This window comes from Candidatus Thermoplasmatota archaeon (assembly GCA_035540375.1).
Lineage (GTDB): Archaea > Thermoplasmatota > SW-10-69-26 > JACQPN01 > JAJPHT01 > DATLGO01.
Genome location: DATLGO010000105.1, coordinates 1 through 15,051, shown reverse-complemented (window position 1 = coordinate 15,051; position 15,051 = coordinate 1). Strand labels below are relative to the sequence as shown.

Here is a 15,051-nt window from a genome sequence, read left to right as displayed (position 1 = left end):
GCGCGCCGCGGGCCCGCAAGGGCCCGCGGACACCGCTCGATCAGCGGCGGAAGGAGTATTGCTCGAGGAGCCGGTCGATGCGGGCCGCCTCGACGGGCGTCACCGTCTCGTCCCCCTGCTTCTCGGCGAGGAAATCGCGGGCCGCCTCCGTGGATTGGCGCGAGCCGCGGGTGAAAAGCATCTCGACGAAGGCGCGGCGCTGCTCCTCCGCCATCTGGCCCTCGCGCGTCAGCACTTCGAGCACGTCGTACACGAAGTGGGCCTTGCGGCCCTGCGAGAGCATGCGCTTCTTCGGCGCCGACCGGTTCAGGTCCGTGCCGAACGTGCGGGGGCGCGAGCCACCGCCGCGCGCGCCGAACGCGGTGGGGCCGCGCTTCGCGAAACACGCGGCGCAGAAGACCGGTCGACCGGGCGTCGGCTGGAAAGGAACGGTCGCCGTCTGGTTGCACGCCGTGCAGGTCACCTCGATCTGCACGCGGGGGGGCGCGGCGGAGCGCGCGGTAGGTGTAGAGGAGTTCATCCTCCCTAAGGGGGCGGGCATCGTACTTAAGGAGTTGCCCGCGACCGCCGGGTCGACGTTGACACTTCACCTTTCACGTCATCCCGTCGGCCGCTCGGACGCGCGCGCCGGGAGCGTCGCGGGAATGTCGGGCGACGGCGCCGGGACCGAGAAGCCCGGGTCCGGGATCGGTCAGGGCCGGGTCCGGACCGGCCGATTTGGCGCGCAGGGCCGGGCCTCGCGCGCGCACGCGCGCGTGACGCGTGTGCGTCGCGCGCGGGCGCGTGACGCGCGCGTGCTAGATGTGAGAACGAGCCCCGAAACGATAAATAACCGCCCCGGCATCGTCCGGAGCAGGCTGCCGCCATGAAGATCCTCGTCATCAGCGAGAAGGACATCGCCGCCGCGCGCATCGCCAAGAACCTGAGCGACGGCGACGCCGACAAGCACGAGGTCAGCGGCGTCAACGTGTACGAGTGGAAGGAGAAGAAGACCGAATACTCCGTCATCGGTCTTCGCGGCCACATCGTCTCCCTCGACTATCCGAAGGAGCATACCCGGTGGTCCCTCGCCAAGCTCAACGAGCTCGTCTGGGCCGAGCCGAAGAAGTCGGTCGACAAGGACGCGAAGAAGATCGCCGACGCCATCAAGAAGCTCGCGAAGAAGGCCGACCAGGTCATCATCGCGACCGACTTCGACCGGGAAGGCGAGCTCATCGGCGTCGAAGGCCTGTCCATCGTGCTCGACGTCAATCCCGAAGTCGAGGTCAAGCGCGCCCGCTTCTCCTCGCTCACGAAGGAGGACGTGAAGAAGGCGTTCGAGAACCTCGCGCCGCTCGACCACAATCTCGCGAAGAGCGCCGAGGCCCGCCAGGTCATCGACCTCGCGTGGGGCGCCGCGCTCACGCGCTTCATCTCGCTCTCGTCCGGCCAGCGCGGCGCGGACTTCCTCTCGGTCGGCCGCGTGCAGTCGCCGACCCTCGCGCTCATCGTGGACAAGGAGAAGGAGATCCGCGCCTTCATCCCGAAGGCCTATTGGGAGATCCACGCGACGCTCACGAAAGGCGGCGCCGAGTTCGCGGCCTCGCACCAGGAGGACCGCTTCTGGGACGAGGCCGCCGCGAACGCGGCGTACGGCCGCCTCGCGGGCGCCCGCGACGCCCTCGTGAAGTCCATCGACCGCACGCAGCGCACGGAGAAGGCCCCCGATCCCTTCAACACGACGTCGTTCCTCCGCGCCGCGACGGGGCTCGGCATGAGCGCCGCGCGCGCGATGAGCGTCGCCGAGGACCTCTACACGAACGGATTCATCTCGTATCCGAGAACCGACAACACGGTCTACCCGCCGACGGAGAACCTCCGCGAGATCCTCGAGAAGCTCGCGCAGGAGAAGAGCGCGTTCAAGGACGACGCGCGCATCCTGCTCGAGAAGCCCGATCTCAAGCCCACCGCCGGCAAGAAGACCTCGACCGACCACCCGCCGATCCACCCCGTCGAGGTCGCGATGCGCGCCGAGGTCACGGGCGACCACTGGAAGGTGTACGAGCTCGTCGTGCGCCGCTTCTTCGCGACGCTCTCCGATTCGGCCGTGTACGAGAACCTCAACGTCGGCTTCGACGTCCAGGGCGAGCCGTTCAAGTCCTCCGGCCGGCTCCTCGTGAAGCCCGGCTTCCGCGCGTTCTACCGCTACAGCCAGGGCAAGGACGTGGAGCTTCCGCCGCTTTCCGAGGGCGAGCGCGTTCCCCTCGTCCGGACCGAGGTCCTCGCGAAGACGACGCAGCCGCCGAAGCGCCTGAGCCAGGGCCGCCTCATCCAGGAGATGGAAAACCTCAACCTCGGGACGAAGGCCACGCGCGCGGACATCATCGACAAGCTCTACAAGCGCGATTACGTCCGCAACAACCCGCCCGAGCCGACGGAGATCGGATTCGCGGTCACGAGCGCGCTCGGGAAGCACGCCGAGATGATCGCGAAGCCCGACATGACCGCGAAGCTCGAGCTCGAGATGGACGACATCGCCGAGGGCAAGATCACCTTCGAAGAGGTCGTGAAGGACAGCCGCACGATCCTCGCGCAGGTCCTCGAGACGCTCGACAAGCACCGCCCCGAGGTGGCCCAGGAGATCCGCCAGGCGATGCAGGACAAGAACACGATCGGCCCCTGCGGCAAGTGCGGCAAGGGCAAGCTCATCATGCGCCGCTCGAAGTCCGGCAAGCGCTTCGTCGGCTGCTCGACCTGGCCCGAATGCGACCAGACGTACCCGCTTCCGCAGTACGGCAAGATCGTGCAGGGCGAAGGCACGTGCCCCGTCTGCAGCGCGCCGTCGATCCGCGTCATCAACAAGGGCAAGCGTCCCTGGACGACGTGCCTCACGCTCGGCTGCAAGGGCATGGAGAACGCCGAGCAGCAGGCCCGCGAGGCGCGCCGCGCCGAGCGCGAGGCCGAGGAGGCCTCGAAGGCGGCCGCCGCGGCCGAGTCCGAGGAGACCCCCGAGGAAGAGGAGATCGAAGAGGGGTCCTGAGCGACCGTCGCGCGGTGGCTTCAAGCGCCCGGAGCGGCTCCCGACCCCCATGGACCCCGTCCGCGTCGTGCTCGGGAGCTGCGAGGTCGTCGGCGACAAGGCCACCGGCCGCGCCCCCGCGCGCCTCGACGTGTCCGCCTCGCGAGGCCAGCCCGTCGACCTCGTGCTCGTGTGCGGCATCGCGGAGCGCAGCCGGCAGAACGAGGCCTGGGGCTTCCGCCTCGAGGCGACCTTCGCGGGCGGCCCGAGCGTCGTCGCGACGCGCGAGACGCGCGACCTGCCGCTCGCGTCCCAGAACGAGCACGGGGAGCTCGTCGAGCGCGTCGTCTTCGACCGCGCGGGACGCCACGAGGGCCAGATCGTGATGCGGGCCACGTATGCGCGCGGACCCTGGCTCGGGTCCGGGCCCGAGCCGGTCTCGGCGTGGGAGCATCGCGGGAAGCTCGTGGTCAACGTCTCGTGAATCCGTCCGGGCGGGATCGAACGTCCTCGAAAGAAGGCGTGGGAGGCACGCCGCGCCGACGGACGTCGCAGTTTCGCCGGCGCGGCATGCATGGTCTGACGCACGACGAGGTCGTCGTCGTGGGACGACGACCGGGTGGCGGCCGTCGACACCCGATCATGGCAGGATGGCGGACATAAGGACCTTGGATGGTTTGTAGAATCAAGCGCCACCCCGACCCGCCCGCGTCCCGGCGATCGGGCGACGCCGCCCCCACAATGCTTATGGAGCGCGGGCGGCCTGGGCCGCTTCCCGGGGCTGATTCCTTGCGCCGCGTCCTCGTCGTCCCCCTCGTGCTCGCCCTTGCGCTCGCCGGTTGCGTGAGCGCGCTCGACAACCGCGGGAAAGGCGCGGACGTCGATCTGCCCGTACCCATCAACCTGGATCCGCTCGTGCGCAAGCACGACCACTGGGACGCCTCCGAGCACAACAAGACGCTCAACATGTCCATCGCCGCGTGGCTCCCGCTCGCCGAGCGCACGAAGCTCCCCGCGGCGCACGCGGTGGACATGCACGGCGACCTCGTCGCCGTCGCCGTCGCGGGCGACGAGACGCGCGGCTTCTACCTCGTGAACGTCAGCGATCCCCGGGTCCCGACCATCGCAGGGCGCTTCCACGACCCGGGCGTCGCGGGCGGCGACCGGCAGATCATGTTCTCGGGCGACGGCAAGACGGTCTTCCTCGCCTCGGAAGGCTCGAAGAAGGGCATCCTCGCGGTGGACGTGAGCGACCCCGCGGCCCCGAAGGAGGTCGCGCTCTACACGCCCGCGGGCGATTACGGCAGCCACACGGTCTACGCCGCGGTTCTCGGAGGCAAGCAGTACGTCTTCGCGCTCAACTTCGGCGTCCACATCCTCGAATGGAAGGGCGGCAAGCTCGAGCTCGTCGGCCGGTACGCGACGGCGACGCCCGACGGGCTCCTGAAGCTCCCGATCGGCAACCCGGGCGACGCCGCGACGTACGCGATCCGCGACATCTACGGCCACGACCTCTTCGTGATGGACGACCCGATCCTCAAGAAGCCCGTCATGTACGTGGCCTACGCGTACGAGGGGCTCAAGATCGTGGACATCTCGAACCCGGCGCTGCCGAGGGAGATCGCGACCTGGATCCCCGGCGGCGCGGGCGCTCCGTGGTACGTGCATACCGTCCATGGCGAGATCCGCGGCGACAAGCGCATCATCGTCGTCGGAAGCGAGGTGTTCGAGAACCGCCACGTCGAGATGGCCTCGCCGGTGTGGATCCTCGACGCGACGGACCTCGCGAAGCCGAAGCTCCTGAACACGTGGACGAATCCCGGCAACCACGGGTCCGACAACCTGCTCTTCAGCGCGCACGACTTCCGCCTCGTTAACAGCACGCTCTACCTCAGCCACTACCACGCGGGCATCTGGACGCTCGACCTCGCGGACCCCGCGAACCCGGTCGTGACGGGCTACGCGACCCCCGTCATGGACAACGGCTGGCGTCCCGTCGCGCCGAAGAAGTGCTGCATCGGGTTCAACCTCGGAGGGGGCCCCGTCATGTTCGACGTCGCCGGCAAGGGCCAGTGGCTCTTCGCGGCCGACTACGTGAACGGCTTCTACGTGCTCGAGTCGACGCACGCCACCCTCGCCGGCTGACCCCGCAAGCCTTAATCGGGCGGCGCGGCTCCCCAGAAGCATGGGCCTCGCCCGCCGCTTCCTCGTCGGCGCCGCCACGGTGACGCTCGTCGCGGACCCCGTCGCGAGCTGGTTCATCACGGAGCGCCTCGTCGGAGGAACGTTCGGCGAGGTGCTCGTCGTCGCCGTCGCGTGGTTCCTCCTCGACGTATTCCTGGGGGCCTGGGTCGTGCGGCTCGGAGGCGTGGCGGGCATGGTGCAGGCGGGCCGCGCCTTCGCGAAGGGCGAAGGGGTCGAGGATTCGCTCGTGAACGGCCTCCTCAACCTGGCCGCGGGGCTCCTCCTCATCTGGCCGGGCATCCTCTCGGACGGGCTCGCGGTGCTCCTGGTCCTTCCGCCCGTGCGGTGGGCCGCGCGCCGCTACGCCCGCAAGCGCGGCGCCTTCGTGACGGGCCCCGTCGGAGGCGCTCCGCCTCCCCCGCCCCCGGGCCGTCCCGGGTCCATCGAGGTGGACGACTACAAGGTCGAGTAGCCCTCCGCCATCTCGAACGGTTGGACGGCCGACTTCGGATCATGGGAGGGTGTGTCCAATAAATTTAAGCGCCCCCGCGCGCCATCCCGTGATCGCCGAGTGAATCCATGGACGAGCTGGACTTCCAGATCCTGACGCACCTCTACGAGGACGCGCGGAAACCCTACGACGCGATCGGCCGATCCGTCTCGCTTTCGGGGAACGCCGTCAAGGCGCGCGTCGCCAAGATGGAGGAGGAGGGCGTCCTCAAGGGATTCTTCGGCAGCCCGGCCCCGAGCCTCCTCGGCATGCGCATGTGCATCCTCGTCTTCCAGAACGTCGAGAAGCTCGAGGAGCGCGAGAAGGACATCCTGAAGAACGTGGGGTCGATCGGGCCCGTCCGCACCCTCGACATCACCTTCGACAACTCCGTCATCGTCTCCGTCCTCCACCGCGACGAGGAGGACCTGGACGCGATCGTCAAGCGAGCGTCGGAGCTCGTCGGCAAGGCGCCGGGTCACACGATCGGCTGCCCGTCGTGCGCGAGCGAATCCGCGCGCGACGTCAAGCTCGGTCTCGTGGATTGGCGCATCGTCAAGGCGCTGCGGAAGGACGGGCGCAAGGCGCTCAAGGACATCGTGCAGGAGACGGGGGCGAGCTTCAAGACCGTCAAGAAGCGGCTTGCCGCGATGCTCGAGAAGGACGCGCTCCACATCGCGCCCTTCGTGTCGACGAGCGAAGCCTCGGGTCTCGTCCTCTTCAACCTCATGGTCTTCCTGGAATCCAACCGATACCGCCACGCGGCCCTCTCGGCCCTCCCGAAACCGTACGCGGCGTGGCCGATGGACGACCCGCCCGGCGTGAGCATCACGATGTTCCGTCCGAACCTCCGGGCCGCGCAGGAGGCGCGCCACCTCGTGAAGAACCTGCCCGGCGTCACGCGGACGTACTTCAAGATCAGCACGCGTTACCGCTACGACCAATGGGTCGACGAGGAGATCGCGCGCCGCATCGCCTCGCTCGAGCGCGAGAGACAGCCGATCGTGTCCGTACCCGTCCTCACGCAGCCCGCGGCGCCCGCCGCGGGTCGCGCGCGGGGCAGCTGATCACCACAGGCCGCGCGCCTTGAAGTCCGCAAGCGTGTCGTCGATCGACCTCGCCTTCCCGATCTTCGGGGCCCAGCCGAGCTCCTTCGCGGCCTTTTCCGTCGAAACCCACGTCGCGTGATGGAAGAGATCCACCGCTTCGAGGCTGACCTGCACCGGGTTGCGGATGAAAGCCTGCCACGGTCCCGGGGGGAGCGTCTTCGAGAGCTTCCGCGTCGCGTCCGTCGCGGATTCCGACGCGACCGCCATCGCGCGGGCGACTTCGTACGGAAGCGCGATGCTCGGCTCGGGCGCCCCTGCGCGCTCCGCGACGAGCGCAAGCCATTCGGAGAGGACGACGTTCTCGTTCCCGAGGATGTAGCGCTCGCCCGCCCTGCCCTTCGCGGCGGCCGCGAGCACGCCCTCCGCGACGTCGCGCACGTCGACCACGTTGACGTGCCCTTCGACGTAGGCGGGCAGATGGTGGCGCGCGACCGCGAGGACGAGGCGCCCGCTCGTCGGCTTCACGTCCCCGGGACCGAAGACGAACGTGGGCACGACCGCCACGACGGGGACGTCCCGCGCGGCGAGAAGCTCCGTCTCCATTGCGTACTTCACCGCGAAGTAGGCGTTGTCGACGGCCCCGGGAACGTACCGGTCCCCCTCGTCGGCCTCGTCCCGGCCCGCGCGCGGAGGGCCCAGCGTGGAAAGCGAGGATACGTAGACGAGCTTCTTCACGCGCGCGGCCCGCGCGGCGGCGATGACGTTGCGCGTCTCCGCGATGCCCCGCGCGAGCGCCTCCGATTTGTGGATGCCGAGGCGCGGATAGTGCCCGGCCGCGTGGAGCACCGTGTCGACGCCCGCGAAGGCGGCCTCGAGCGACGCCGGGTCGCCGAGGTCGCCCGGAAGCCATTCCACGCCGTCCACGGGAGGCACGGCGCGTCGACCGCGCGTGAGGCCCCGGACGGGGCCGCGCGCGGCCGCGGCCGCCACGACCGCGCCGCCGATGAACCCCGTCCCGCCGAGGACGAGCGTCTTCGCCATGGTGGCCGGGAACGCCGGGTCGGCACGTCAAGTTGACTATTGGGCCTTCTTGCGGCGGCTGTTGCGGATCGCGAGCGCGAGCGGCGTCCCGAACACGAGCGCGAGGAGCAGGACGATGGCGAGGACGACGTACCAGAACTTGACGACCACGAAGGAGGGCGTGACTGCCATGCTCACCGTCGTCTTCGCGGAATCGCCCGAGGGTTTCACGCGGAACGCGTCGCGGCCGTCGACCTTCGTCGCCTCGAACGAGCCGCCCTGGGCGTCCCCGCCCGCGACGGCGAGGCCCGGAGGGAGGATGACCGTGTAGGTCGTGTCGAGGCCCTCGATCTTCGGGAGGTCGAACGACTGCTTCGTCGTGTACAGCGCGATCGCCTGGCCGCTCGCGGCGCCCGCGCCCGAGAGGGGCTTGACGAGGCTGGCCTGGGCCTTGAACGAGATCGGATCCTTCGAGCCCGCGGCGAGCGTCGAACGGTCGAACCCGCCCGCGACCGCGACATTGCCGCCGAGCGCCGCGCCGAGCTTCTTCGTCATGTTGTCGAGAAGGGCCTTCTCCACGGCGTCGATGTCAGACTGCGCGATCGCGCCGCGCTCGAGGAGCCGGCGGATGCTGTCGGCCGACAGGTAGTCGATGCGGACGCCGGAGGGCAGGGCGGAGCGGAGGCTCGCGGGGACCTCGATGGAGGCAAGGTCGCCGCGCACCTTCACGTCGATGTGGAGGTTTCCGAAATCGTTCGCCGCGGCGCCCGCGAGGGTGACGTCGAGGTCCTTCAGGTCCACGACGACGTCGAGCGCGGCTTCCGCGTGGTCCGCGGGCTGGGCCGTCGCGTCGCGCACGTTCAGCTTCACGGTGCGCGAGAGGGGCGAAGCGCCCGCGGCGTTCGCCAGGGTGAAGCGGACCTCGTTCGCGGTCGCGCCCGGAACGCCGTCCGGGGACGAGACCGCGCGGATGGTCGGAACCTGCACGACGTAGCTCATGTTGCGACGCGCCGCGGCCGCGAGGTCGAGCTCGAAGGTCAAGGTGGCGCCGATGTCGAGCGCCGACCGGATGTCGTCCGAGGTCGCGCCCGGGACCGCGCGGGAGCCGTTCACAGTGGCCTTGAAGACGAGCGGGGGTTCCGCCTTGTGCGGCGAGGCCGCCGCGCGCTCGATCGTCGCGCGGTCGAAGCCGCCCAGGATGGCCGTGCGCTCGGAGAGGACGGCATCAAGGCTCGACGCCACCGCGGTGCGGAGCTTGGCCTCCGCGTCGGCGAGCATGACGTCCGAGATGGCGCCCGCGGCATGCAGCGCCCGGATGCCGTCGGCGCTCGCGAACGGGAGCGTCACCCGCGCGGGAAGCGCGTCCTTGAAGTCGTCCGCGAGAGCGAGGACGCGGATCTCGGTGACCACGGAGACGGAGAGCCCCAGCCGGTCGTTCTCGTCGAGCTGGAACGTGGGAATGGCAAGGGTGACGATGTTGCGCACATCCTCCGCCGTATAGCGGGGAGCCGCCGGATCCACGAGCTTGAGCGAGGCCGCGGTCGTGGCGGCCGATGCGCCCTTCCAATTGGAAATCACGAAACGTCCCTTCCCGCCCTCGAGCGTTCCGCTCGTGACTTCGCTGAAGGCGCGACCGTTCGCGGCGCCGATCGTATACGTCACGTTGTGGCCGGGGTCGGCCTTGAGGTTGAGATCGATCTTGTACGCCGCGCCGGCCGCAAGCGCCGCGTCGAGCGCCTCGTCCTTGAAGGATGAGAGACCCTGCGATCCGCGATCGAGGGCCACGGTCGCGGTGAACGTCAGGCGCGGCGCCGGCTCGTAGGCGCTCGCGGAACCGGCCGCCTGAAGGGACGGAAGGTCCATCTTGACCGGCGACACGTCGACGACGCTCCCCGGGAAGCTCGCCTCGAGCGTCTCGCGGGCGCTTTCGCGCACCGCCGCCTCGACCTTCGCGGCGAAATTGGAGCCGCTGTTGTGGGTATCGCGCATCTCTCGGGCCGAGAACGTCGAGCCCTCCACGCGTGCCTTGTGGACCGCGAGGGTCGCGCTGAGGGAAAGCTGGGCGGCCCCCGTCAGGGTGACGGCGTAATCGGAGACCATCCACTCCGCGGCCGCCGGATTCGGGTCGCTCCCGACCGCGGCGAAGGCGGGGCCGATGCCCGTGAGGACAATTGTGAGAACGAGCGCGAAAGCCGCAAATAGCCTACCACGCATAAGCGACCAATCCGCTCCGATGATGATGGGATGCTCTATAAGACGCATGCGGTCAGGGTGTCTGCGCTGCTTGCCGAGGCCGCCCGCACGCGGCTGTCGCGCGAGGCCAATCTCGACGCGCGGCGGCGGATCCATCGGCGCGACGATGGCCGCGTGGACATCCCCGTGCTCGACCCGTCCCGCGCCGAGCGCGTCGCGCGGGACTTCGGGGGCGAGGTGGTCGAGAGCGCCTCCGACGGGGCGCGCCCTCCGCGCGAGCCGCGGGACATCGTCATCGACCGGCTGCGGGGCAGGATCCCCGACGAGAAGCTCGAGCTTGTCCCGAGGAAATGGGAGCGACTCGGCCACGTCGTGCTGCTCAGGATTCCCGAGCCCCTCCGCGACGCCGAGACGCTCGTCGCCGAGGCGTTCGCGGAGGCCCTCCGCGTGAAGACCGTGCTCGAGGACGCCGCGGGCGTCGCGGGCGAGTTCCGCGAGATGGCCGCCCGCGTCCTTCACGGATCGGTCACGGAGACCGTGGCCGTCGAGAATGGCATCCTCTACAAGCTCGACGCGGCGCGCATCATGTTCAGCTCGGGCAACACGCACGAGCGCACGCTCGCGGCGCGAACGCCCGCCGCGGGCGAAACGGTCGTGGACCTGTTCGCCGGGATCGGCTACTTTACCCTGCCCATCGCCGTGTACGCGAAGCCCGCGAAGCTCGTGGCCTGCGAGAAGAACCCGGCCGCGTTCCGATACCTCGTCGAGAACGTGCGCCTGAACGACGTCGAGGACGTCGTCGAAGCGCGGCTCGGCGACAATCGCGACGTGGCGCCGCGCGGACTCGCCGACCGCGTTCTCATGGGATACGTCGGCGGAACGCGCGCCTTCCTTCCCGTGAGCCTCGACGCGCTCAAGCGCGAAGGGGGCGTGCTGCACTTCCACGACACCGCGCCCGCCGATCGCTGGCGCGAGGAGGTGTCGGGCGCCGTCGTCGAGGCCGCGCGGGCCGCGGGTCGCTCCGCCGAGGTGCTTCGCGAACGCGTCGTGAAGAACTACGCGCCCGGCATCGTCCATGCCGTGGCGGAGGTCCGCATCGGACCGGAGGTCGCCTCATGACCGTGAAGGTCCTCGTCTACCACGTTTCGCAGGATGATCCGAAGAAAAATACGGCGCGCAAGCTCGCCAGGTTCGAGCTCGCGACCCTCTTCCACAAGGTCGCCCAGATTCCCCGGGGCTCCATCCTCCTCGATCCCTTCTCGGAGAAGGCGCTCTCGCGCGAGGACGTCGCCGCCGCCGAGCGCCGCGGCCTCGTCGCCCTCGACTGCTCGTGGAAGAAGGCCGAGGAGGTGTTTCCCGAGGCCCGCGCGAAGACGGAGCCGCGCGCGCTGCCTTACCTTCTCGCCGCGAACCCCGTGAACTACGGACGGCCCTTCATGCTCTCGACGGCCGAAGCCCTCGCCGCCTCCGCCTACATCCTCGGCGCCCGCGAACAGGCCGAGGCGATGATGTCCAAGTTCATCTGGGGACCGACCTTCCTCGTCCTGAACAAGGAACCGCTCGACGCCTATGCGGCGGCGCGCACGAGCGGCGAGGTCGTGGCGGCCCAGCGCGATTTCGTTCCGGACGAGCCCGAGTCCGCCGGCGGCACAACCGTCGAAGAATAGAGTTTCACGAACATCATCCACGGCGGACGCCACGACGGGCGCGATGTCCGTCCAGGCCCGCGCGGCGACGCTCGTCCTCGTCGCTCTCATGCTCGCAGGATCGATGCCCGTCGCCGGCGCGGGCGCCGAGGTCCGAACGCCGCTCCTTCTCGTCGGCGTGGGGGACCTCGCGCTCGACGAGGCCGAAAAGCGCGTGCGTCTCATGGGCGGAACGGTCGTCGAGCGCATCCCCCAGATCGGGCTCATCGCGGTCGACGAGGGACGGGCGACGGACCTCGCGGCGCGCCTCGACGCGGCCCCGTGGACCGACTACGTGGGCCGCGACGGCCTGGCCCGCGCCCTCGACCTGAACGCGATGACGCCGAATCCCCCCGCCGATCCGCTTTATCATCGACAGTGGGGGCCCGCGGTCGCGAACTTCACGGGCGCGTGGCGCTCGGAGCAGGGGCAGGAGGGCGTGATCGTGGCCGTCCTCGACTCCGGCGTCTTCGTGCAGCATCCTGATCTCGTCGAAGCCTGCGCGCGACACTGTGGGCTCGGCAACGTCGACGGATACGGGCACGGCACGCACGTCGCGGGCATCATCGCCGCCGCCGCGAACAACGGCGAGGGCATCGCGGGCGTCGCGCCCGGGGTCTCGATCATGAGCATCAAGGTCCTCACCGACGCGGGCGTCGGCCCGTGGCTCACCATCATTCAAGGGGTCGTCATGGCTGCCGATGCGGGCGCGCGCGTCATCAGCATGAGCCTCGGCGGCCAATGCGACGCCGGGACGTGCGAGGCGCTCCGGGAGGCGGGGCGTTACGCGGCCTCCCGCGACGCCCTCCTGGTCGCCGCGGCCGGAAACGCCGGCTGCGCGCCCTGCGTGGCCTACCCCGCGGCGCTCCCCGAGTACATGGCGGTCGCCGCCTCGCGCGGCCCTCATGGCGACTTCGCCTGGTTCTCGAGCCGCGGACCCGAGCTCGAGATCAGCGCTCCGGGGGAAGCCGTGGTGAGCGCGATGGCGCCCGCCTCGGTCCTCGGCGGCGTGTGCCTCCTCGACGGATACGTCTCGCCCCACTACTGCGCGCTCGACGGGACGAGCATGGCCGCGCCCCACGTGAGCGGCGCCGCGGCCCTCATCATGTCCCGCTGTCCCCACGTTCCGGCGGCCGACGTCCGCGCCGTGCTCGTATCGACCGCGAAGGACCGCGGTCCGAAAGGCCACGATTGGATCTACGGACACGGATCGCTCGACGCCGGGCGCGCGCTCGCGGCCGCCTGCTAGTTGCGGCGGTCGTCGCCGCGCCGCTCTTCGCGGACGCGGGCCCGGTAGGCGAGCCCCTGCTCGCGAAGCTCCTCGAGACGGAAAGGGACGAGCGAGAAGAGGAGACCGCCGACGAGGAGCGCGAGGCCGAAAACGGCCAGGAGAACGCCCCCCAAGACGGAAACGTTCAGCGCGACCACGACGCCGCCGACGAGGAGGCCCGCCCCCATGACGAGGATGGCGATCCCCACGAGGCGAGCCGCGAGGCTCCGGACCTCCTCGCGCGCCAGTTCGCGTGAACGACGAGCCACGGCCGCCCATCGAGGGTGCGTCACATAAGGCTTCGCGGGCCACGCTTCCTTTAATAATCGCGCATCGCTTCGCGGATCGTGAAGGATACGCCATCGGAGCGGCGGCCGGTCCGGTCCTCGCGCGACACCATCTCGACCGCGGGCGACCCTCCCGGCGTCTGCGTGGGCCTCCTCACGGGCGGGAAGCCGGTGCGGCTCTACGGCACCTCTCCCGCCGAGTTCATCCCGACGCTCACGAAAACGAGCATCGCCTGGGTGAACTTCGCCGTCTCGGACCTCCGGACGGACGGCGAGCGCATCGCGACGCTCCTCGGCTTCGGCGGAAGCCTCGTGGAGACGCTCCTCGCGTCCGGCAACCTCTCCGAGTACGAGGACCGGGACTCCGAGCTCGGCCTCCTCCTCCCGGTCGCGCGCGTCGCGGAGCTCGAAGTCTCCGTCCACCCCCTCATCGTGCTCGTCCGCGAGGGGCTCGTCCTCACGCTCCATGAAGAGAAGAAGGTGAACCGCATGGCCCGCATGGCGCGCTACGCGGACACCTTTTTGCGGAAGATTCCCGCGAATCTCAATCCCCAGGACACGGTCACGATCGTCCTCACGCGAATCCTCAACGAGAACAACGACCGCAACTTCGACGGCCTGAGGAGCATCGAGGAGCACGGCGTGCGGATCAGCGGCGCGCTTCTGGAGAAGAAGGGACCGAACCGCGAGGAGGTCGGGCGACAGATCTACGAGATGAAGCACGCCCTCATCGCCTACCTCGACACGCTCTGGGCCTCGCTCGACGTCATCCAGAACCTCCGCCATGGCGACGCGGAGATGGTGTCCGACGACGAGACGCTGCTCGCCCGCGTAGCCCTGCTCGCCGACAACGTGCAACGCCACATCCAGCTCACGGAGCACATGAGCGACGTTCTCGCGAGCGGCCTCGAGGTCCTGCAGTCCATCTACAACAACCAGCTGCAGTCCCTGAACAACCGGATGGCGTACGTGACGGCATTCCTGACCATCCTCGGCACCGCGGTGCTCGTCCCGAACACCATCGCGACGGTCCTCGCGGCGGGCGCGTTCGAGCTGACGCCGGCCGACCGCGGATGGTACATCGGTCTCATCGCGGGCTCCACCATCGTCGCGACGAGCGCTTCGTACTGGTACGTCAAGCGCAGCGGCATGCTTCCGCGCCCGAACGAGTGAGACGCGAAAAACGGCGATTTCGCGAGGAAAAACGCGAGGTTGCGATCATCCGCGAAGCGCGCGCGCGACACGACGAAGCGATGCGGAAGCGCGTCTCGCGCGACGCGACGACGCGATCGCGCGCGTTCCCGCGTGCCGCGGGGACAAGTGACAACGTTTTTATGCTACGGTCTCGTTCCATAGAGCACGGAGCATTGGGAGCATTATGCCCGCCAAGAAGACTCGCAAGACCAAGGCCAAGAAGACCGCCAAGAAGGGCGCCAAGAAGTCCGCGAAGAAGACCGCCAAGCGCAAGAAGTGACGGTCTCGCGCTTGGGGGCTTCTGGCCCCTTCATCTTTTTCCTCTCTTGAGGAACTCTTTTCTCCTCATCTTCTTCTCATCCGAGCGTGAGCCTCGTCGAGCCGTTCGCGGCCGGCATCCTTCTTGGTCTCTCCCTCGCCGCGCCCCCGGGGCCGATCAACGTCCTCATGGCGGCGCGCGCCGCGCGCGACGGCTGGTGGTCGGGCGCGCGCGTCGGCTTCGGCGCCGCGACCGCGGACACGCTCTTCCTGCTCCTCGCGTGGTTCGGCGCCATCGCGATCCTCGCGCGCTTCCCCGACGCGCTCGCGGTCGTCTCCCTCGTCGGGGCCGGTCTCATGTTCCGCCTCGCCTGGGGGGCCTGGCGCGCGGCGCGGACGACCGGCACGCCGCCCATGGAGGCG

14 protein-coding genes are annotated in these 15,051 nt (G+C 69.5%); 10 read left to right on the top strand and 4 right to left on the bottom strand.

Annotated elements, in window-relative coordinates:
* Nucleotides 1-40 precede the first annotated feature (40 nt).
* Nucleotides 41-520, bottom strand: a complete 480-nt coding sequence (locus VM889_13750; protein HVL49614.1) for a CxxC-x17-CxxC domain-containing protein — start codon at nucleotides 518-520, stop codon at nucleotides 41-43.
* Nucleotides 521-865: 345 nt separating this feature from the next.
* Here VM889_13750 and VM889_13745 point away from each other — a divergent pair, with 345 nt between their 5' ends.
* From VM889_13745 to VM889_13725, 5 genes are all read left to right on the top strand, one after another.
* Entirely contained in the window at nucleotides 866-3,019 is a 2,154-nt protein-coding gene (locus tag VM889_13745; GenBank protein ID HVL49613.1) for a DNA topoisomerase I, read from the top strand.
* Nucleotides 3,020-3,068: 49 nt separating this feature from the next.
* Nucleotides 3,069-3,482 carry a hypothetical protein gene (locus VM889_13740; protein ID HVL49612.1) on the top strand — a complete coding sequence of 138 codons (414 nt, stop codon included), beginning with the start codon at nucleotides 3,069-3,071 and terminating at the stop codon, nucleotides 3,480-3,482.
* A 305-nt stretch (nucleotides 3,483-3,787) separates the two neighbouring features.
* Nucleotides 3,788-5,143, top strand: coding sequence for a hypothetical protein (locus VM889_13735; protein HVL49611.1), 1,356 nt, complete (start codon nucleotides 3,788-3,790; stop codon nucleotides 5,141-5,143).
* Between the two features lie 40 nt (nucleotides 5,144-5,183).
* Nucleotides 5,184-5,654, top strand: a complete 471-nt coding sequence (locus VM889_13730; protein ID HVL49610.1) for an FxsA family protein — start codon at nucleotides 5,184-5,186, stop codon at nucleotides 5,652-5,654.
* 107 nt (nucleotides 5,655-5,761) lie between these two features.
* The gene (locus VM889_13725) at nucleotides 5,762-6,739 is read left to right on the top strand and encodes an AsnC family transcriptional regulator (protein ID HVL49609.1); all 978 of its coding nucleotides are present in this window, start codon (nucleotides 5,762-5,764) and stop codon (nucleotides 6,737-6,739) included.
* On the opposite strand, the gene VM889_13720 is transcribed toward VM889_13725, so the two are convergent.
* On the bottom strand, nucleotides 6,740-7,762 hold the full coding sequence (locus VM889_13720) for an NAD-dependent epimerase/dehydratase family protein (protein HVL49608.1): 1,023 nt from the start codon (nucleotides 7,760-7,762) through the stop codon (nucleotides 6,740-6,742). It lies immediately after the preceding gene.
* A gap of 36 nt (nucleotides 7,763-7,798) precedes the next feature.
* Nucleotides 7,799-9,955 (bottom strand): hypothetical protein, encoded by a 2,157-nt coding sequence (locus tag VM889_13715; GenBank protein HVL49607.1) that lies wholly within the window; start codon nucleotides 9,953-9,955, stop codon nucleotides 7,799-7,801.
* Nucleotides 9,956-10,012: 57 nt separating this feature from the next.
* Here VM889_13715 and VM889_13710 point away from each other — a divergent pair, with 57 nt between their 5' ends.
* The 3 genes from VM889_13710 to VM889_13700 are packed head-to-tail and all read left to right on the top strand — an operon-like array spanning nucleotide 10,013 to nucleotide 12,868.
* The gene (locus VM889_13710) at nucleotides 10,013-11,053 is read left to right on the top strand and encodes a class I SAM-dependent methyltransferase family protein (protein HVL49606.1); all 1,041 of its coding nucleotides are present in this window, start codon (nucleotides 10,013-10,015) and stop codon (nucleotides 11,051-11,053) included.
* Entirely contained in the window at nucleotides 11,050-11,601 is a 552-nt protein-coding gene (locus VM889_13705) for a DUF367 family protein (GenBank protein ID HVL49605.1), read from the top strand. Before VM889_13710 ends, VM889_13705 begins: the two co-directional genes overlap by 4 nt.
* Nucleotides 11,602-11,644: 43 nt before the next feature.
* Complete coding sequence (locus VM889_13700) at nucleotides 11,645-12,868, top strand: S8 family serine peptidase (protein HVL49604.1); 1,224 nt, start codon at nucleotides 11,645-11,647, stop codon at nucleotides 12,866-12,868.
* Here the strand turns inward: VM889_13700 and VM889_13695 are convergent.
* Nucleotides 12,865-13,158 carry a hypothetical protein gene (locus VM889_13695; protein HVL49603.1) on the bottom strand — a complete coding sequence of 98 codons (294 nt, stop codon included), beginning with the start codon at nucleotides 13,156-13,158 and terminating at the stop codon, nucleotides 12,865-12,867. The genes VM889_13700 and VM889_13695 overlap by 4 nt on opposite strands.
* Nucleotides 13,159-13,236: 78 nt before the next feature.
* Between VM889_13695 and VM889_13690 the strand changes: the two genes are divergently transcribed.
* Nucleotides 13,237-14,349 carry a CorA family divalent cation transporter gene (locus tag VM889_13690; protein HVL49602.1) on the top strand — a complete coding sequence of 371 codons (1,113 nt, stop codon included), beginning with the start codon at nucleotides 13,237-13,239 and terminating at the stop codon, nucleotides 14,347-14,349.
* A gap of 387 nt (nucleotides 14,350-14,736) precedes the next feature.
* Nucleotides 14,737-15,051 (top strand): LysE family transporter (locus tag VM889_13685; GenBank protein ID HVL49601.1); only part of this gene is annotated, 315 nt, incomplete at its 3' end.